The organism is Mycobacterium sp. KBS0706 (assembly GCF_005938675.2).
Classification (GTDB): domain Bacteria; phylum Pseudomonadota; class Alphaproteobacteria; order DSM-16000; family Inquilinaceae; genus Inquilinus.
In genome coordinates, this window is the sequence record NZ_VCCH02000010.1 from 30,069 (window position 1) to 49,068 (window position 19,000).

Genomic DNA, 19,000 nt, shown 5'->3' on the forward strand with positions numbered 1-19,000 from the left:
CCCCGTCCTGCCCGCTCGCCGCAGAGGAATGGCCATGAAGCTCTATCTGGTGTCGCTCGCCGTCGGGATTCTCGTCGGCATCATCTACGCGGTGCTCAATGTGCGCTCGCCGGCGCCGCCGGTGGTCGCCCTGATCGGGCTTCTCGGCATGCTCGTCGGCGAGCAGCTCCCGCCGATCCTCAAGAGCCTGTGGAGCCAGGAGCCGACGGCCGTGTCCTGGCTCCACCAGGTGAAGCCGCACATGTTCGGGCACCTGCCGAAGGGCAGCCGTCCGCCTACCGACCAAGCCGAGGGATAGCCGGCCCGACCCGACGCCCCCCGCCTTCATCGCGGCCCGCCCCAGCCGGGCGGCCGCCCGCCTTCGCACAGGAGAGATCCTGATGACCGAGACCCGTGCACCCGACGTGATCCTGCATCGCGGCCTGATCACCACCCTCGACCGCGCCCAGCCGACCGCCAGCGCCGTGGCGATCACCGACGGGGCGTTCAGCGCCGTCGGCGCCGACCACGAGGTGATGCCGCTGGCCGGGCCGAAGACCCGCATTGTCGACCTGAAGGGCCGGCGGGTGCTGCCCGGCCTGATCGACAACCACCTGCACATCATCCGCGGCGGCCTCAACTTCAACATGGAGCTGCGCTGGGACGGCGTGCGCTCGCTGGCCGACGCCATGGCGATGCTGAAGCGGCAGGTCGCGGTCACCCCGCCGCCGCAATGGGTGCGCGTGGTCGGCGGCTTCACCGAGCACCAGTTCGCCGAGAAGCGGCTGCCGACGATCGAAGAACTGAACGCCGTCGCGCCCGACACGCCGGTGTTCCTGCTGCATCTGTATGATCGGGCGATCCTCAACGCCGCCGCGCTACGCGCCGTCGGCTACGGCAAGGACACGCCCGAACCGCCGGGCGGCGAGATCACGCGCGGCCCCGACGGCACCCCGACCGGGCTCTTGCTGGCCAAGCCCAACGCCGCGATCCTCTACGCCACCCTGGCCAAGGGGCCGAAGCTGCCCTTCGAGTACCAAGTGAACTCGACCCGGCACTTCATGCGCGAGCTGAATCGCCTCGGCGTCACCGGCGCCATCGATGCCGGCGGCGGCTTCCAGAACTATCCCGAGGACTATGCCGTCATCCAGAAGCTCGCCGACGACGGCCAGTTGACCATCCGCCTCGCCTACAACCTGTTCACCCAGAAGCCGAAGGCCGAGAAGGACGACTTCCTGAACTGGACGAGGACCTCGCGCTACCGGCAGGGCGACGACTATTTCCGGCACAACGGCGCCGGCGAGATGCTGGTCTTCTCCGCCGCCGATTTCGAGGATTTCCGCCAGCCGCGCCCGGACATGCCGCCGGAGATGGAGGGCGAACTGGAGGATGTCGTCCGCATCCTGGCGGAGAACCGCTGGCCGTGGCGGCTGCACGCCACCTATGACGAGACGATCAGCCGCGCGCTCGACGTGTTCGAGCGGGTGAACCAGGACATCCCGCTCGAGGGGCTGCACTGGTTCTTCGACCACGCCGAGACGATCTCGGACCGGTCGATCGACCGCATCGCCGCGCTCGGCGGCGGCATCGCCGTGCAGCACCGCATGGCCTATCAGGGCGAGTATTTCGTCGAGCGCTACGGCCTCGGCGCCGCCGCGGCCACGCCGCCGGTGGCGCGGATGCTGGAGAAGGGCGTCAAGGTTTCGGCCGGCACCGACGCGACCCGGGTCGCCTCCTACAACCCCTGGGTCTCGCTGTCCTGGCTGATCACCGGCCGCACCGTCGGTGGCCTCCGGATCACCCCGCAGCACAGCTGCCTCGACCGAGAGACGGCCCTGCGCATGTGGACCGAGAACGTCACCTGGTTCTCGAACGAGGAGGGCCGCAAGGGTCGCATCGCGGTCGGCCAGCTGGCGGACCTGATCGTCCCCGACAGGGACTTCTTCGCCTGCGCTGAGAGCGAGATCGCCGACACCGCTTCGGACCTCACCTTGGTCGGCGGCAAGGTGGTCTGGGCCACGGCCGACTTCGCCCCGCTGGACGAGGCAGCGCCGCCGCCCGCCATGCCCGACTGGTCGCCGGTGCGCCGCTTCGGCGGCTATGCGGCCTGGGGCGATACCGAGCAGGCCGGTTCCGCGGCCCTGCAGAGGACGGCGGCCGCTAGTTGCGGCTGTGCAAGCAGTTGCGGCATCCATGGCCATGATCACGCCTCGGCCTGGTCGGCCCGGTTGCCGGTCTCCGATCTGAAGAGCTTCTGGGGCGCCCTCGGCTGCGCCTGCTGGGCAGTGTGACGATGCCGACGTCCGCGACGATCGAGAACCGTGTCGCCGCATTAGTCCGCCCCGTATTCGGGGCGGATTGGGCTCGGTGGCTGGCGCTCCTCGGACTCTGTGCCGCCTACCTTCAGGGCGGGCTCAACAAGGCCACGGATTTCCCCGTCGCAATCGCCGAGATGGAGCATTTCGGCATCGCCCCGGCCGCTCCCGCCGCGGTCGCGGTGATCCTGCTGGAGCTTGGCGCCTCAGCCATGATCCTGACCGGGATCTGGCGCTGGCTCGGGGCGCTGGCCCTCGCCGGGTTCACGCTGATGGCCACCCTCCTGGCGCTGCGGTTCTGGGAGATGGCTCCGCCCGACCGCTTCGGCGCCGCCAACGCCTTCTTCGAGCATCTCGGCCTCGCCAGCGGCTTCCTTCTCGTCGCCTGGCACGACCTCCGGGACCGGAAACGTCCGAGCTGACCCTGTTGACTGGAGAGAGTTCTCCCATGCGCATCCCTCTTCTCGCGGCGGCCCTCGGCCTGAGCATCCTGGCCGCGTTCCCCGCACAGGCCAGGGAGACCGGCGCACCGGTCGCCGTGGGCCCGCAATACGACACCACCCATGTCTATGTGGCGCCCGCGGATGTCGACCGCTTCGCCTCCAGCTTCCTCGCCACCTTCGGCGGGCAAAGCACAAAACAGGTGGTTGCGACCGTGACGCCGACGCCGAGCAGCACGACCTCGCAGCTGCTGCAGACGCCGGCCGGCACCGTCTCCCTGTTCGGCTTCACGACCCCGATCCCCTATCCCTTCGGGGCCGAACGGACCGGCTATCTTGTCACCGACCTGGACGCGGCGCTGGCGGCCGCCCGCACTGCCGGAGCCATCGTGCTGGTCGACGCTTTCCCCGACCCGATCGGCCGCGACGCCGTCATCCAGTGGCCGGGCGGCATCAACATGCAGCTTTACTGGCACACGACGAAGCCGTCCTATGCGCCGTACCAGACCGTGCCGGAGAACCGGGTCTATGTTTCGCCCGACGGCATCGACGATTTCCTGCGCGGCTTTCTGGCCTTCTCGCATGGCGAGGTGGTGTCCGACGACAGGCAGGCGCCCGGTGTCGAGATTGGCCGGCCGGACGACACCTACCGGCGAATCCGGGTCGAATCGACCTTTGGCCGGCTGACCGCCCTCGTTACCGACGGCCATCTGCCCTATCCGTATGGCCTCGAGACCACCGGCTATGAGGTGGCGAACCTCCAGGACACGCTGGCCAAGGCAAGGGCGACCGGCGCCACGGTACTGGTCGCGCCATACACCGCCGACGGCCGCAGCGCGGCCATGGTCGAATTTCCCGGTGGCTACATCGCCGAGATCCATGGTCCGGCCTCGCATGGCTGAGCCGGTGAAAGCAGGGATGATCGGCTGGCCCCGCCGCGCCCTCGCGCCTGTTGGGGCCGGGCTGCTAGCAGCCATTGCGCTCCTGCCCGGCGCGGCCGCGCAGGACGCGCCGGGCACGGCGCCCGTGCGGCCGAAAATCCAGATGAACCGCTGGCAGGAGGACTGGTCGGTGCTGGCCGATCCCGCCCTGCGGACCCAGCCCTTCGACGGCCTGAAATACATCCCGCTCTGGGCCGGCAACCCGCAGACCTACCTGTCCTTCGGCGCGACGCTTCGGGAGCGGTTCGAGATCAACGACGCGCCCGGCTTCGGCACCGGCGGCACCAAGGGCGACGGCTATCTGCTGCAGCGGCTGCAGATCCATGCCGACCTGCACTTCAATGAGAACTGGCGCTTCTTCGTCCAGCTCGAGGATGATCGGGCCTTCGACAAACGGTCGATCTCGCCGGTCGACCAGAACCCGCTTGACCTGCGCCTCGCCTTCCTCGAATTCACCCACCCGGCGGGTGACGGCGTGGTCAAGGCCCGGATCGGCCGGCAGGACTTCGCCTTTGACCTGCAGCGCTTCGTCTCCTCGCGCGACGGCCCCAACGTCCGGCAGTCCTTCGACGCCTTCTGGATGGACTGGGAGAGCGGGCCGTGGCGCGTCCTCGGCTTCGTCAGCCAGCCGGTGCAGTATTTCGACGGCGAGCCGTTCGACGACCGCTCGAACGACGATTTCCTGTTCAGCACGGTCCGAGTCGAGCGCCAGGTGCTCGGGACGAATGAGCTGTCAGCCTATTATGCGAGCTACGATCGCCAGGACGCGCATTACCTCGACGCCGACGGCGACGAGCATCGCGACATCTTCGACGCCCGCTTCGCCGGCGCGGCCGATGGGCTGGACTGGGACCTGGAGGCGATGGGCCAGACCGGCTCCGTTGGCTCCAAGTCGATCGCCGCCTGGGCCGTCGGCACGCGAGCCGGCTACACCTTCGGCGATGCGCCGTGGCGGCCCAGGCTCGGGCTGCAGATAGACGCCGCCTCGGGCGACACCCGTCCCGGCGATGGCACGGTCGGCACCTTCAACCCGCTGTTCCCGAACGGCTACTACTTCTCCCTCGGGGGCTACACTGGCTACAGCAACCTGATCCATGTGAAGCCATCGGTCACAGTGAAGCCGGTCAACGGACTGTCGCTGACGGCCGCGATCGGCCTGCTGTGGCGTCAGACCACTGCCGATGCCGTCTACACCCAGCCGAACGTGCCGGTCGGCGGCACCGCCGGGCAGGGCGACGCCTGGACCGGCGCCTATGGGCAGCTTCGCGTCGACTATGCCTTCAACGCCAACCTGACCGGCGCGGTCGAGGCCGTGCATTATCAAGTCGGCGACGCCCTGCGGCAGGCCGGAGCGCATGACAGCGACTATCTCGGCATCGAGCTGAAATTCGGATGGTGACGCGATGAGACCGACCCTCCCGGTGATCCTCAGCTGCAATGCCGGCTATGTCGACACGGCCGGGTTCCTGGCCCTGCAGGGGCTGTTCACCGCGCATGTGACGGGCAACTTCGTCACCTTCGGCGCGGCGGTGACGCTCGGCACCACCGGCGCGGTGGCGAAGCTGCTGGCTCTGCCGGTGTTCTGTCTCGTCGTCATCGGCACGCGCTATCTGGCCTATGGGCTTGAGAAAACCGGGCTGCAGCCGCTGCGGGCGATGCTGGTCCTGAAGCTGGCGCTGCTCACCGTCGGTGCCGCTTTGGCGATCCGGCTCGGCCCTTTTCCCGACGGCGACGCCTGGCCGGCGATCGTCACCGGGATGGTGCTGGTCGCGGCGATGTCGATCCAGAACGCGGTCCACCGTATCCACCTGGCCAGCGCGCCGCCGACCACGCTGATGACCGGCACGACGACGCAGATCATGATCGACCTTGCGGATCTGGCGCACGGCGTCGCGCCGGAGGCGGCCGCTGCGGCCCGGTCCCGCCTGGCCCGCATGTCGGCCGCCGTCATCGCCTTTGCCCTCGGCTGCGGCGCGGCCGCCCTGGCCTTCGTCCTGGCCGGGGAATGGTGCTTTGCCATTCCGCCAGTCGTCGCACTGGCCTCGACCCTGCTGTCCGACGCCAGGCAGGGCTCATAGGCAACGGCAGGGTTAGGGATCGAGAGCCGGCAGTTGGAAGGAGAACGTGCTGCCCCGGCCGACTGCCGACACGGCATCCAGCGCCCCGTTGTGCGCCTGGACGATGGATCGGCAGATCGCCAGGCCCATGCCCATTCCCGTCGCCTTGGTGGTGAAGAGCGGGTCGAAGATCCGCTCCAGGATCTCGGGGGAGATGCCGTCGCCGCTATCCTCGATGTAGACGCGGATGCTTCCATCCGCTCGGGTGGATCGGACCGACAGTTGACGCCGGTCTTCCGGCAGGCCGGCCATGGCGTCGATGGCGTTGGAGACAAGGTTCAGCACGACCTGCTGGAGCTGCACGGCGTCCCCAAGCACAGCGATTCCGCCCGGCTGGAGATCGGTCGTGAGCCGCACCTGATGGACCTCGAATTCGGTCGTCGCCAGTTGCAACACATCGCGGATGAGTCCGTTCAGGGCGATCGGGCTCGGCGTCGTCGTTTGCCTTGCGAGCGACCGCAGCGCCTTGACGATCCCGCCGGCGCGCATGGCGCCGCTACGGATGCTCTCCAGTGCCGCCAGCGCCTCTGCGACATCGGGCTCGGGCCGTTTCAGCCATCGCGTGCCCGCCTCAGCATAGGAGGCGATGGTCGTCAACGGCTGGTTGACCTCATGCGTGATCGACGCCGCCAACTCGCCCATCACGGTCAGCTGCGCCGCTCGAGCAAGGTCGGCGCGAGCTTGCCGCAAGGCTGTCTCCGCTCGCGCGCGGCGGGTATTCTCTTCGCCCAGCTCTTTGTACAGCCGGGCGGCATCGAGTGAGGCCGCGGCCTGTGGCGCCAGAATATCGAGCATCTCCGTCCGGCACTCGGTGAAGACGCCCGGTGCCAGATTGTTCTCGAGATAGAGAATGCCGACAAGATTGCCGCTCTTGACCAGCGGCTGGCAGATCACGGAACGCATGCGTCGGTCGTTCGGCCAGTCCGACCAGTTCCGCGACGCCTCCGCGTCGGCAAGCACCAAGGGCCGCTTCGTCCGCATCACCGTGTTCAGGACGGGAACCGGGATAGTCTCCGCGGTGAGCGCGGACGAGTCCAGCACGACCTCGACGTCGCTCCGGATGACTCGCCCCCTCGCTGCGACGACGGGCTCGCCCTCGCGCATCAGGAGCAGGAGGCCAGTCCGAGCCCCGGTGTGGATGATCATCTCGGTCATCAGCGTCTCAACGACCCGATCCAGCACGATCTCCTGCGAGATGGTCTGGGCAGCCTTCATGACTGCGGCAAGAGTCAGCTCGACCTGCCTCGGATCCGGCGTCGTGCCGGTTCCTGCGGGCGACGCCTCGAACAGGTGCGGGTGGTCAGCTTCCAGCCGGCGGGCCTTCGCCTCGGCGCCCCAGCGGCGGTAGCAGGCATGCGAGGCGCGGATATGGCTCTCTGCCGAGCGAGGCAGCCCCTGCTGCAGGCAGAATGTGCCGGCCAGCTCATAGGCCAGTGCCTCCTCATGGACAAAGCCGGCCGCCTGCGCATCCAGGACTGAGCGCTCGTAGCAGCCGAGCGCGGCCATGAGATCGCCCCTTAACCGGGCGATCTCGGCTTCGATGAGAAGTAGCTTGCAGCGGAACGTCGTGGGGTTGAGGTCCGCCCATCGGGAAAACATCGCGTGATGGCGGGCCAGGCTCTCCACGGCTTCGGGATGCCTGCCGTCGGATGCAAGCCGGGCAGCCGCCAAAGCGGAGAACAGATGGCAGTAGGCGAGATCGATATGCGCCGGCACGGACCACGACACCGCCATAGCCTCTCGTAGGAGGCGTTCCGCATCCGCATCGTTGCCCAGGAGGAAAGCGGTAAGCCCCTCATAATACGAGGCGAAAAACAGGGTAGTATAGGAGCGGATCTGATCTCGATAGATTGGCCTCGTCTCGCTGGCCTGGTCATTCTGCAACGCATCGACGAATGAAAGCTGCGCGCTCAAGATGAGTTCGACGTCTGTGAAGCTGATTTTTTGTGTGATTGCGATGCCGTCCTCGACTGCTTCTCTGACCTGAGCCAACGGGGCTCCGAGAGCGATCAGGTCGGACGCGATGTGGTTCCGCGCGTAGCACGTCATGCCGATGTCGCCGGCCGCATGTCCAGCGGTGACGGCGTCCCGCGCCCTGGCGAGCGCATAATGCAGCGGTTGAGTCCAGGGACTGACCTGATCGAGAGCGATCAAGACTGCAGTCCGTTGAGCCTCGTAGCCATCGCGCTGCACCAGCGCTGCGGCGGCGCTGGCGTAGGCGAAACCATCTTCATAGGCGCCGTAAAGGCTGGCGCTGAAAACGCCGAACCAGGCCAGGCCGTATCCCGCTGCCGGAGACGTGCCGTGCTGCAGGGTCAGTTCGACGATCTTGGCCGTGTGAAGGAATTTGAGGCCGCCTTCGACAAAGAAGGAGGAGCTCAGCGAAGACAGAAGCGCCAAGGCGGACTGTATCGTGCGGTCCTTCAACTCGGGCAGACCGGCGAAACTCTCCAGCGGACAGTCGTTCAGGCCCTGCCGAACCATGGCGTAGGCGGCATCCAACTCGTCGGATGCGGGCCATCGGGCCAGCTCGATCCCCAGCAACCGCAGACCGTTTAAGGCCGCTTCGATGGCCGCTTCATAGTCCGATCTGACCGTGTGGATCGCGGCTTTGAGCCGATACGCATCGGCCCGATCGACGGGGCTCGCGGCGACGGCGAGCAGGGGACCGACCGCTCGCGACGCCTGTTCGATGGACCCGCCCGCGACGAGGCATTCGCAATTCAGGAACTCGACCTCGAACACGAGCGCGGGGTGCTCCGCCACGCAGGTGGGATCGAGCCACGATCGCGCGGTCTGCAGATACCCCGCCGCCCGCTCCACCGCCGCTGCATTCCTGGCCCGTCGGGCAGCGGCCAGAAGGACTCGCACGAAGGTCAGGCGCTCGGTCGCGGTGATCTCATCCCCGGCGGCGCGCTCGATCTGGCTGGCGAGTTCGAACACAACATCGGCATTCGTTTCGCCATAGAGGTCGACCATGAGCCGTGCGATCCGCGCGTGCTCCCGGGGGCGGTCGGCGGGAGTCGTCAGGGCATAGGCCGCCTCGAGAACGCGATCATGCGCGATCGCATAGCCGATTTCGCGCCGGGCGAGCAGTCCCGTATCGATCAGCGGCGCCGAAAGTTCTTCAAGGCCTCGCGGGCTTTCGCCGGACATTCGCGCGAGAAGCATCTCGTCGCATTGGCCGTCGACGCAGGCGAGCCCACCCAGCAGCTCGCGCTGGGCCGGAGCAAGCGCATCGAGTCGGCGCAGCATGAAATCGACCACGCTGTCCTCGTAGGTGATCCGGGCAGTGTCCCAGACCCAGCGCCGACGATGTGCATCGTAGGTGACGACGCGGTCCTTTATGAGCTGCTGTAGGAGTTGGATGCAGTGGAACGGATTGCCGCTCGTCTTGTGATGCACGGTCTCCGCAAGCGTGTCGATATCCGCTTCCGAGCCGTTCAGGATGCCGCCGAGCAGCCGAGCGACATCGGCAGCGGCAAGCGGGCCGACTGCAATATTCGTCTGGGGCAGGCCGGCCAAGCGGATCGTCGAGAGCACCTCGTCGAGCCGGCCTGGCTGTCTACTCTCCTCGTCCCGATAGGCACCGATCAGAACAAGGTTTTCTGGCGTGTCCCCCGCAAGGGCCGAGATGACCGCGAGAGTCTGGTCGTCTGCCCATTGCAGGTCGTCGAGGAACAGGACGAGAGGCCGGCCTCTCGTTGCGAACGCCGCCAATGTCTGCAGGATGACGCGTCGCATCCGAGTCTGCGCCAGCGTTGCCGGGGCTGCGGGCAAGGGCGCCGCCGGCCCGAGAACGATCTCGGTTTCCGGTACGAGGTCGATGAGCAGCGGCACATGGCCGGCGAGAGTATCGACGAGACGCTGTTTGATCAGCGTGACGGCCTCGTCGCTCTCGCTCAGCAATCGGGTCGCGAGGGACCGGATGATCTGAACGAGCGGGGCATAGGGCATCGCCTTCTGCATGAGATCGCTCTTGCCGGACGCAAAGCGTGTGCCGGACGGCCCAATGGCTTGGCTGAACCGTTCGACGAGCGCCGACTTTCCCGCCCCCGGCGCGCCGGACAGGAGCACGATCTCGGTCGAGCCCGATCCGGCCACCCGGGAATGCGCATCCAGCAGCAACCCCATTTCGGCGGCGCGCCCGAAAAAATGCCGGAGGGCTGTTCCCTTCGCCGAGACATCGGCCCGTCCCAGCTCGAACGGCTCGATCGCCTGGATGGCGGACCAGTCATCCCGGCAGCGCAGGAGGTCGGCATGTAGGGCTGTCGCGCTTTGGTAGCGATCCGCAGGATCTTTGGCGATCAGCTTCAGAATGATCTCGTCGACGACGTTCGGAACGGCGTCATGGAGCAGGCTCGGCCGAATCGCCTCGACCGCCACATGCGCATGGAGCCACTGCTGGGTCGACGCGGCTTTTAGCGGCGGCTCTCCGGTGGCCAGCTCATAGAGAACGACGCCCAGCGCGTAGAGATCGCTTCTATGATCGCAGTAGGGGTCAAGGCGGCGGGCCTGCTCGGGTGCCACATGGACGAAGGTGCCGGCCGGGAGGGCCGTCGCCGGGGCCTGGCCGGTTCCCCCGATGATCTGGGCCGCGCCGAAGCCGGCCAGACGAACGGTGCCGGCCGCATCCAGAAATAGGTTGGCGGGGCGGATATCGCAGTGAACGATGCCCAGCGCATGCAACTTTGCGAGGGCGGATGCGGCGTCGACCGCGATGTCGAGGAAATCCGATAGCGCGGCGCGATGCCCCGGCTGAATCACGGCGTCGAGGGCCAGGCCCATGGCCTCGGGAAACACCAGCGCGGTGCCCCGCTCTGCCGGAATGAGAGCGAGTGGCACTAGAGCCCAGTCGTGCCCGAGTTCGCATGCAACCGAGAAGTCTCGTTTCAGACGCTCTGCTGCCGCTGCGTCTCGCGCGAGCAGGGCGCGCCATGTGCGGCGCGATCCGGGATCGGAGGCAAGACAGCGATCGACGCCGTCGAGGGCCTCGACGACCTCGATATCGAGGGTTTTGAACCAGGACGTGTCAGGAACGAAATTCATGCCGGCATCGGCGCCATGGTTGCCGGCGGGCAAAGCGACCGCGGCCCCCCATTGTCGGGAGCCATGCCCCAGTTGTGCAGAGAGGCGGCTCCGTTGCCGACGTCATGCAAGGCTCATCCTCTGTACGGTTCCGGAACCTCTCGGTGCGCGCCGAGCGCACCCGGAGTGTAGTGAAGAGCGCCGATCCCGGGGTGAGATAATAGCTTGCGCTCCTGCAATCTCGACTTGCGCGATGGATCACTCGGCGTCGCGCTTGCGCAGGTTCAGGGGCTCGTTGCTGAGCACGACGTCCGGCCGCATCGGGGCATTCGCCCTGAAACCGCGCGAACAACGGGGTCAGCAGGTGGATCAGCAGGGGTCGTTGGTGGTGACGCGCAATTCGCCGGCCGGGGAGATTGTCTGGCCGGCGATCTTGCGGCTGAAGCCGGTGATCTTGATCAGCCAGAAATCGTCCCAGGAGATATTGCCGAACGGCTCGCCCATATCCTCGATCCTGCGTACCACGTAAACAGTGTTGCTGCCGAGCTGATCCTTTCCACTGCACAGGCCCCATGGGCGTGAACTCTGAGGTTTCGCTGTCGAACGCGCCGATGGCGAGCGCAAGCGGTGGCCATCGCTGGCCAGCATCCGCGCGCGGAGCCCCAGAATTCATCCTTCTCATCGCTCGTACTCCTCATGCATCCCAGGCTGGAGCGAGACCGGGAGGGCTGACGAGACGGCCATCGGCTCGGGATAGCTTGTCGATCGCGGTCATATCCTCATCGCTTAACGCGAAATCGAAGATGTCGATGTTCTCAGCGGCACGTTCGGGCTTAGCGGTCTTGGAAAGCGCCACAAAACCCTGTTGGATCAGCCACCGCAGCGTGACCTGCGCAGCGCTCTTACCGTGCTTGGCTGCGATTTTCTGAAGAACGGGATCGCGAGGTGCAGCGCCGTCGGCCATGCCGTAGTAGGCAGTGATGGCGACGCCCGCGGCCCTGGTAGCCTTCGCCATCGCGCGTTGATCCAGATAAGGATGAACCTCGACCTGATTGGTGACGATCGGCGCCTTGCTCAGTGCGATCGACGCCCTGAGCTGCGCAACATTCTGGTTGCTGACGCCGATGAAGCGTGTCTTGCCGGTAGCCTGGACGGCGTTCAGCATCTCGATCTGCTCGGCAATGGCGACTTTGTCGCCCGGCCAGTGCAGCAGCAGCAGATCGACGCGGTCGACCTTCAGTTTGTCGAGACTCTCGTCGACGGAGGCGGCGAACCTTGCCTGGCTGTAGTTGTCGACCCAGACCTTGGTGGTGAGGAACAGGTCTTCACGGCGGGCACCAGCCGCTTGCAGGGCCCGGCCGAGCGCAGCTTCGTTCTGATAGATCTGGGCAGTATCGAAGTGCCGGAAGCCGGCTTCGAGCGCGGCTGGAACCACTCGCTCCACTTCGGCGTCCGACATGCGGAACACGCCGAATCCAAGTGCGGGGATCTCCGCACCGTGAGCCTCGACTATCTGCATGATGGTCTCCTGAGATCGTCAGGCGGCAAGCGCCGCCGGTTTCCTGGTGAGCGCCGGCATGACATCCGACGCCAGTTCCTCGATGACCTCGGCGGGCGGTCGCGCCGACTGCCTGAGATTGATGGCAATGTGATCGACGCCGCCGGCAGCCAACGCCCGCAAGTGGGTGACCAGGGCCTTGCGGCCGACGCGGGCACCGAAGCGGATCGGCATGGCCGGGGCATCGGCGTTGCTGAGCAAATCGAGATGGAAAGCGCTGATGAAGGCACCGCGTCCTGCCGTCGCTTCCACCCAACGACCTGCCCGTCCCACCAGCATTTCGAGGCTTCCGGGATAGACGAAGCGACCGTCCATGTTCGCGGCAAGCCAACCATCCTCCTGCCGCGCCTGACCGGCGACGACCAGCGGGATGCTCGATTGTGCAGGTCGCGGCAGCAGGTCGAGCGACGGGACGCGTTCGCCATTCAGCGTCAAACCGCCTGGCTGCCATGCCGCGCGCAAATAGGCGACGGAGTCGCGGAAGGCTTGGCCGCGCGCCTCGAAATCGAGGCCGAGCAGCGGGTATTCGACGGGCCGGTCGCCCGAAGCGACACCGAGGATCAGACGGCCGCCGGACAGCGCGTCGACTGAGGCTGCAGCCTTGGCCGTCATCAGCGGATGCCGGATCGGCAGGACCACCGCGGCCGTGCCGAGCGCGATGTTGCGCGTCACGCCCGCAAGGAAGCCAAGCAGCGCGAAGACGTCATAGACCGAGCCGGCATCGCCCATGTTCACCTGATCGAAGACAGGCACGTCACGCGTCCAGATCGCCGAGAAGCCGAGATCATCGGCCTTGTGAATGAGGTCGGTCTGTGCGGTGAGATCGGGAACGCCGCGAGGGCGTCCGTCGGCCACTCGCCGGGCTTCGCCGGCAGCCGACCAATCGTTGTCCAGCGGCAGTTCAATGCCGAGGGTCATGCGATCCCGCTTGCGGATCAGGTTTAGTGCGGATTTTCCTTTCATAAGGAACGAGATACGTGGCTAGTCCGGCCTTGATAATCCGCTGGCGTTCCATAACTTCTGTGAAGCCATTTCATAGATCGAGCACGTTCTCGCCGACGAATGCCGGTGCCCTTGACGCTGGGCGCCATCGAGCGCGGATCCGGGTCGGTCAGCGAAACCCGATCCGTTCGCCCAAGCCAGTCTCCAAAGGCCAGCCTTGAATCAGCCGCAAGTCACCCGTCAAGCTTGTCCACGCGGGGCAGCTGGCGCTCCATTGAGTAGGGCGCATGTCATTCGCGGCCGCGATGCGCTTGGCAAACGGGCGGACGCCTAATCCGGTACAGGCTCCAATTTTCGAACCGCAGAATTACTTCCAAGAGCCGTTTCACTCGGATAGCCCATACACAGAGACGCGAGCGGATACACCTCGCAATTGATGCTCGCCTAGGTGCTCAACCTTCTGGCAGAGATGTTGCGCCACGGCTTCGGTCATGAGCAATTCGCGGCCGATGGTCTTCGTGAGCACTTCTACTCGACAAGCTTCGTTGACTGCGGGGCCGATCACCGTAAAGTCGAGCCGATCAGGTGCACCGATATTGCCTAAGAATACCTCGCCTTCGTGCAGGACAATCCCCGCCTGTAAAGTGGGGAAAGCTTTCGCGAAAGGCATGCTTGGATATTGCTCATTGAAGGTTGCCAGACGTTCGATAGCTTCCTTCGCCGCCATGACAGCTAGGCGTGACGCACGACCAATTCCTTCGGTCACCGGAAATACGGCGAGCATCCCGTCGCCAATAAATTTGAGGATCTCGCCACCATGGGCGGCGACGGCGCTGGCCATTGTCTCGAAATACACATTGAGCAGGACGAGCACGTCCGCTGGAGCTAGCGTATCCGACATGCTTGTGAAGTTTCTGAGATCAGATACCCAGATGACCGCCCGAATCGATTCGCCCGCGCCGCGCTTAATCGCGCCCTTGAGCACTTTTGCGGCTGCCCCAGAACCAAGATAGGCGCAAAGCGCGTTTTCGGAGACCTTCAACTCGCTATGCCGCTGCACGTGGAGCGCGAAAAGCTTGAAGAGTCTAGTCAGCGAAGCAATTTCCTCTTCGGCAAAACCGCCTAGCGCAGTGGTCGCAATGGTAATCACGTTGCGCTTATCTAGGCCGGCCAGCGGGATCGCCGCGTAGTCGGTCATTCCGGCGGACGCGAGTTCACGAATGATAGGAAATTCCGCCTGTGCCGAGGGCGTCTGGGGCAACCGCCGAATCGTCTCCCCGGTCTCCACAATCCGTTGCAACGGATTGAGCTTGTAGGCGTCCGAATCGATTGTCGCATCCCCGACGCGCACCTCGTCGCAGAATCCATCGTCGGAGTTCCATATCCAGGCGAAGCCAACCAGTTGAGGATGGAGTGTTCCAATGTGCAACGTGAGGCGATCGACCGAAGAGCCGGCAGCCTTAATGCGTGTGATCAGGTTGACCAGCAGGACGATCATCTCGCGTTCTGCCGAGGCGTCCTCGAGCAGCCAGTTCTCAATGTCCGCGAACGTATCAGATCGTTCTAACACTAACTCGATCGGGCCTGCCCGACGGACGAATAAGACTGATTGAGGATAAGATCGGGGAGCCGAATCAGGAGCTTTGTTTTTCATCGGATGTCCATTCGAGATTCAAACACCGCCCTCGCGCCCGAGGTGCTCAACGAGGAAGTCGACGAAGCGACGGCCCTTGATGGACAGATGCTTGGTTGGCGGAAAGAACGGGTATAGCGAAAGTCGCGGTGCCTAGAATCTATCCAGAAGCATCCGCAGCTTTTTCGTCTTTTATCGCTATCGGACATGAGGCCGGCAAGGGCCGGTCCCAGCCGGATCGTATTGAACGACATCGCTGCGCTGATACGCAGGACTTCCGCGGCGTCTTGTACCGGAGCTGTAAATCCGATGGGGAGACCTCCGACAGGAGGCCTCCCGTCGTGATCAGTTGGGCAATCACTCGCTGACATGACGGATTTCCCCGGTTGCCGCCCCGCCGGCTTCAGGCGCCGATGCCGCCAAGGCAGAGATACTTGATCTCCAGATAGTCCTCGATGCCGTATTTGGAGCCTTCGCGCCCGAGGCCGGACGCCTTCATGCCGCCGAAGGGGGCGACCGTGGTTGAGATCAGCCCTTCGTTGATGCCGACCATGCCGTATTCGAGCCCCTCGGCCACGCGGAGAATCCGGCCAACATCGCGCGCGTAGAAGTAGGAGGCCAGGCCGAACTCCGTGTCGTTGGCCATCTGGATGGCGTCCGCCTCGGTCTTGAACCGGAACAGCGGTGCGACCGGGCCGAACGTCTCCTCACGGAAGATCTTGGCCTCACGCGACACGTCGGCGAGGACGGTCGGCTCGAAGAAGCTGCCTCCGAGCGCGTGGCGTCTACCGCCGGTCACGATCGACGCGCCGAGCGCAACCGCGTCGGCGACATGCTCTTCGACCTTGCGGACCGCCGCCTCGTCGATCAGCGGCCCGATCGTCACGCCGTCCTCGAAGCCATGGCCGACCTTCAGCGTCTCGACCGCCGCCTTCAGCTTGGCGGCGAAGGCATCGTAGACGCCATCCTGTACCAGCAGGCGGTTGGCACACACACAGGTCTGGCCGGCATTGCGGTATTTGGAAACGAGCGCGCCCTCTACCGCCGCGTCGAGATTGGCGTCGTCGAAGACGATGAAGGGGGCGTTGCCGCCGAGTTCCATGCTGGTCTTCTTGATCGTCGGCGCGCATTGGGCCAGCAGCTTGGCGCCGACCTCGGTGCTGCCGGTAAAGGACAGCTTGCGCACGTCGGGGTTGGAGGTCATCTCGCCGCCGATCTCGCTGCCCGGCCCGGTGATGACGTTGCAGACGCCTGAGGGCAGGCCCGCCCGCTCTGCTAGCACGGCGATCGCGATCGCGGAGAAGGGAGTCTGGCTTGCCGGGCGGAGCACGCTGGCACAGCCCGCGGCCCAGCCAGGACCAGCCTTGCGGGTAACCATCGCGGCCGGGAAGTTCCACGGCGTGATCGCGGCAAAGACGCCGATCGGCTCCTTCTGCACGATGATCCGGCGACCGGGCAGGTGCTGAGGAATGGTGTCGCCGTAGACTCGTTTGCCCTCTTCAGCGAACCATTCGATGAAGCTGGCCGCGTAGGCGATCTCGCCCCGGCTCTCGGTGACCGGCTTGCCCTGCTCGGCGGTCATGATCCGGGCAAGGTCGTCCTGGTTCTCCATCATCAACTCGAAGAGGCGGCGCAGCTTCGCCGCGCGTTCACTCGCGGTCAGCGCACGCCAGGCTGGCTGGGCGCGCTTGGCCGCGGCGATGGCGCGGGCCGTCTCCACGGCGCCCAGCGACGGGACATGGCCCAGGATCGCGCCGGTGGCCGGGTTGGCGACGGCGATGCCGCGGCCGTTGCCGACCTCGATCCACTCGCCGTCGATATAGTTGGCCTCTCGGAACAGCGACTTGTCGCTGAGAGTGGCCAGGAATGTCTCATCAACCATGATGCTGTCCTTCAGAATTCGACGACCTGCCGGACGGCGCTGCCGTCGTGCAGGCGATCGAAGCCTTCGTTGATGTCCTCGAGCTTGAGCTTGCTGCTCAGCAGTCGGTTCACCGGCAGGCGCCCGTCGCGATAGAGGTCGATGAAGCGCGGAACATCGCGGACCGGCACGCAGGTGCCGATGTAGCTGCCCTTGAGGGTCCGTTCCTCGCCGACGAGCTGGACCACGTTCACCGGCAGCGCCGAGCCTGGCGGCGGCAGGCCGGCGGTCACGGTCATGCCGCCGCGCTTGGTCATCTTGAAGGCATTGTCGAGCGCCCGGGTCGATCCCGCCATCTCTAAGGCGTAGTCGGCGCCGCCGCCCGTCAGCTCCCGGACCTGGTCGACCGCATCTTCGTCGCGACCGTTGACCACGGCCGTCGCGCCGAGCTCCCGGGCGAGGTCGAGCTTCTCCGGGGACAGATCGACCGCGACGATCTTGCTCGCGCCGGCTGCGTGCGCACCGAGCACCGAGGCGAGGCCGACGCCGCCGAGGCCGATCACAACGGCGGTAGAGCCGGTGCGGAGTTGTGCGGCGTTGACCACGGCGCCGACGCCGGTCAGCACCGCGCACCCGAACAGCGCGGCCTCGACGAACGGCAGATCGCGGTCGATCTTGACGAGGGAGTTGCGCGACACGACGGCGTGATCGGCAAAAGCCGAGACGCCCAGGTGATGATGAACATGGCCGTGATGGTCGCTCAACCGGACCTCACCCGTGATCAGCGTTCCGGCTGCATTGGCGGCGGCGCCCGGCTCGCAGAGGGCGGGACGTCCTTCCGAACAGGGCACACAATGGCCGCAGCTCGGCATGAAGACCATGACGACATGGTCTCCGACCTCAAGATCCCGGACGCCGTCGCCCAGCGCCTCGATCACGCCGGCGGCTTCGTGCCCCAGCGCCATCGGCATCGGGCGCGGCCGGTCGCCGTTGATGACTGAAAGATCGGAATGGCACAGGCCCGCTGCGCCGATGCGGACCAGAACTTCGCCCGGGCCGGGAGGGGCCAGCTCGATCGTCTCGATCGAGATCGGCCTGCTTTGGGCGTAAGGGCCTGGCAGCCCCACCTGCCGCAAAACGGCGGCTTTGACCTGCATGCTGATGTCTCCGATTGGGGCTGCCGCTGCAGCCGACATCCCTGAGTGTGTGGTTCGCTCCTAGACCGGGAAATCCGGTCCCACTCCGAAGCTCTTTGGAAGCGAATTCACCAATGGATGGGCGCCGCCCATTTCAAGATGCGTCGTCGCCCGGTTCGCCCGAATGTCGATGAAGCACCTTATGACACGCTTGCAACGCATCATGGTTTCCTCCGGCCTGCGGAGGCGTGGCCATGCCGTCGTCACCTGCATCGGACGTTCTTCGGCCTCGGCGACCCTGGCCTACTGCCTGGCCCTGACGCTGAACCTGCATCAGCCCGAGTGGGCGCCGGTATCTGCGCTGATCACGGCGAAGGACAGCGTCGGCGAGGCGTTGGCTCTGGAAACGTTGGTTCCGACGCCGACACAGGCCCAAGCCACCATCTGCCGGAGCGCCGGATTGAGGCGGCGGCCCGGCGGGCGATTTGTTCCTTTGATTCTCAGATCTTGTGCTCCGGGTGTGCGTTTGGGGTGTCGCCCGTCGGACATATGTTCGCCGGGGCCAAGGCGCCGGTCGGCGATGCGCCGAACGATGGAGGACCGATCATGGCCGAAACACGCACCAAATTGGTCGAGGCTGCTCCCCACGCTGCATTCGACCTCGAAGCGATCGTCAAATCCTTTCCCGAGACCGCGAACACCCTGCTTGTCGACACGAGGCTGACAGATGAGGACGAGGCGAGCGCACGCGTGTTCCGCGTCTATCGTCCGACGCCTGCTCATTACCATGCCACCTGCGACGAATACCTGATCGTCCTGTCCGGTCGAGCCCGCTTCTTCATGGGAGAGCGCGAGCCCTTCGAGGTCGGACCCGGCCAAATGCTGTTCTTCAAGAAGGGCACCGTTCACGGCATGCCCGAAATCCTCGAGGAGCCGCTGTTCATGGTCTCGGTGGATACGCCGCGCCGCGACCCCAGCGACATCATCTTCGTCGATCCCAAGGACGGAACTCCCGACACCTTCGTTCAAGCCAAGGCGTGAGAGGCGGTC

General features: G+C 65.6%; 14 protein-coding genes. 7 read left to right on the plus strand and 7 right to left on the minus strand.

Annotated features, from left to right (window positions below; all coding sequences use genetic code 11):
- Positions 1-34: 34 nt before the first annotated feature.
- The 6 genes from FFK22_RS07420 to FFK22_RS07445 all read left to right on the plus strand — a co-directional run bounded on the left by FFK22_RS07420 (position 35) and on the right by FFK22_RS07445 (position 5,753).
- The gene (locus FFK22_RS07420; protein ID WP_138888145.1) at positions 35-298 is read left to right on the plus strand and encodes a XapX domain-containing protein; all 264 of its coding nucleotides are present in this window, start codon (positions 35-37) and stop codon (positions 296-298) included.
- An 82-nt stretch (positions 299-380) separates the two neighbouring features.
- Positions 381-2,270 carry an amidohydrolase gene (locus tag FFK22_RS07425; RefSeq protein ID WP_138888146.1) on the plus strand — a complete coding sequence of 630 codons (1,890 nt, stop codon included), beginning with the start codon at positions 381-383 and terminating at the stop codon, positions 2,268-2,270.
- 2 nt (positions 2,271-2,272) lie between these two features.
- Entirely contained in the window at positions 2,273-2,716 is a 444-nt protein-coding gene (locus FFK22_RS07430) for a DoxX family protein (RefSeq protein ID WP_138888147.1), read from the plus strand.
- A 26-nt stretch (positions 2,717-2,742) separates the two neighbouring features.
- Positions 2,743-3,636, plus strand: a complete 894-nt coding sequence (locus tag FFK22_RS07435; protein ID WP_138888148.1) for a glyoxalase — start codon at positions 2,743-2,745, stop codon at positions 3,634-3,636.
- A gap of 142 nt (positions 3,637-3,778) precedes the next feature.
- Positions 3,779-5,074 (plus strand): alginate export family protein, encoded by a 1,296-nt coding sequence (locus tag FFK22_RS07440; protein ID WP_221938455.1) that lies wholly within the window; start codon positions 3,779-3,781, stop codon positions 5,072-5,074.
- 4 nt (positions 5,075-5,078) lie between these two features.
- Complete coding sequence (locus FFK22_RS07445; protein ID WP_138888150.1) at positions 5,079-5,753, plus strand: YoaK family protein; 675 nt, start codon at positions 5,079-5,081, stop codon at positions 5,751-5,753.
- A gap of 12 nt (positions 5,754-5,765) precedes the next feature.
- On the opposite strand, the gene FFK22_RS07450 is transcribed toward FFK22_RS07445, so the two are convergent.
- From FFK22_RS07450 to FFK22_RS07480, 7 genes are all read right to left on the minus strand, one after another.
- Positions 5,766-10,841, minus strand: a complete 5,076-nt coding sequence (locus FFK22_RS07450) for an AAA family ATPase (protein ID WP_138888151.1) — start codon at positions 10,839-10,841, stop codon at positions 5,766-5,768.
- A gap of 348 nt (positions 10,842-11,189) precedes the next feature.
- Positions 11,190-11,324 carry a hypothetical protein gene (locus FFK22_RS44375; RefSeq protein WP_306770082.1) on the minus strand — a complete coding sequence of 45 codons (135 nt, stop codon included), beginning with the start codon at positions 11,322-11,324 and terminating at the stop codon, positions 11,190-11,192.
- Positions 11,325-11,514: 190 nt separating this feature from the next.
- A complete protein-coding gene (locus FFK22_RS07460; RefSeq protein WP_138888152.1) occupies positions 11,515-12,339 on the minus strand; it encodes an aldo/keto reductase in 825 nt (274 codons plus the stop codon).
- An 18-nt stretch (positions 12,340-12,357) separates the two neighbouring features.
- Positions 12,358-13,341 (minus strand): TIGR03571 family LLM class oxidoreductase, encoded by a 984-nt coding sequence (locus FFK22_RS07465; protein WP_138888153.1) that lies wholly within the window; start codon positions 13,339-13,341, stop codon positions 12,358-12,360.
- A gap of 364 nt (positions 13,342-13,705) precedes the next feature.
- A complete protein-coding gene (locus FFK22_RS07470) occupies positions 13,706-14,818 on the minus strand; it encodes an adenylate/guanylate cyclase domain-containing protein (RefSeq protein WP_221938457.1) in 1,113 nt (370 codons plus the stop codon).
- 538 nt (positions 14,819-15,356) lie between these two features.
- Positions 15,357-16,835 carry an NADP-dependent succinate-semialdehyde dehydrogenase gene (gene gabD / locus FFK22_RS07475; RefSeq protein WP_138888155.1) on the minus strand — a complete coding sequence of 493 codons (1,479 nt, stop codon included), beginning with the start codon at positions 16,833-16,835 and terminating at the stop codon, positions 15,357-15,359.
- Between the two features lie 11 nt (positions 16,836-16,846).
- Positions 16,847-17,971: a zinc-dependent alcohol dehydrogenase family protein gene (locus FFK22_RS07480; protein WP_138888156.1), complete on the minus strand. Its 1,125-nt coding sequence runs from the start codon at positions 17,969-17,971 to the stop codon at positions 16,847-16,849.
- A gap of 528 nt (positions 17,972-18,499) precedes the next feature.
- Here FFK22_RS07480 and FFK22_RS07485 point away from each other — a divergent pair.
- Entirely contained in the window at positions 18,500-18,991 is a 492-nt protein-coding gene (locus FFK22_RS07485; RefSeq protein WP_221938458.1) for a cupin domain-containing protein, read from the plus strand.
- Positions 18,992-19,000 lie beyond the last annotated feature (9 nt).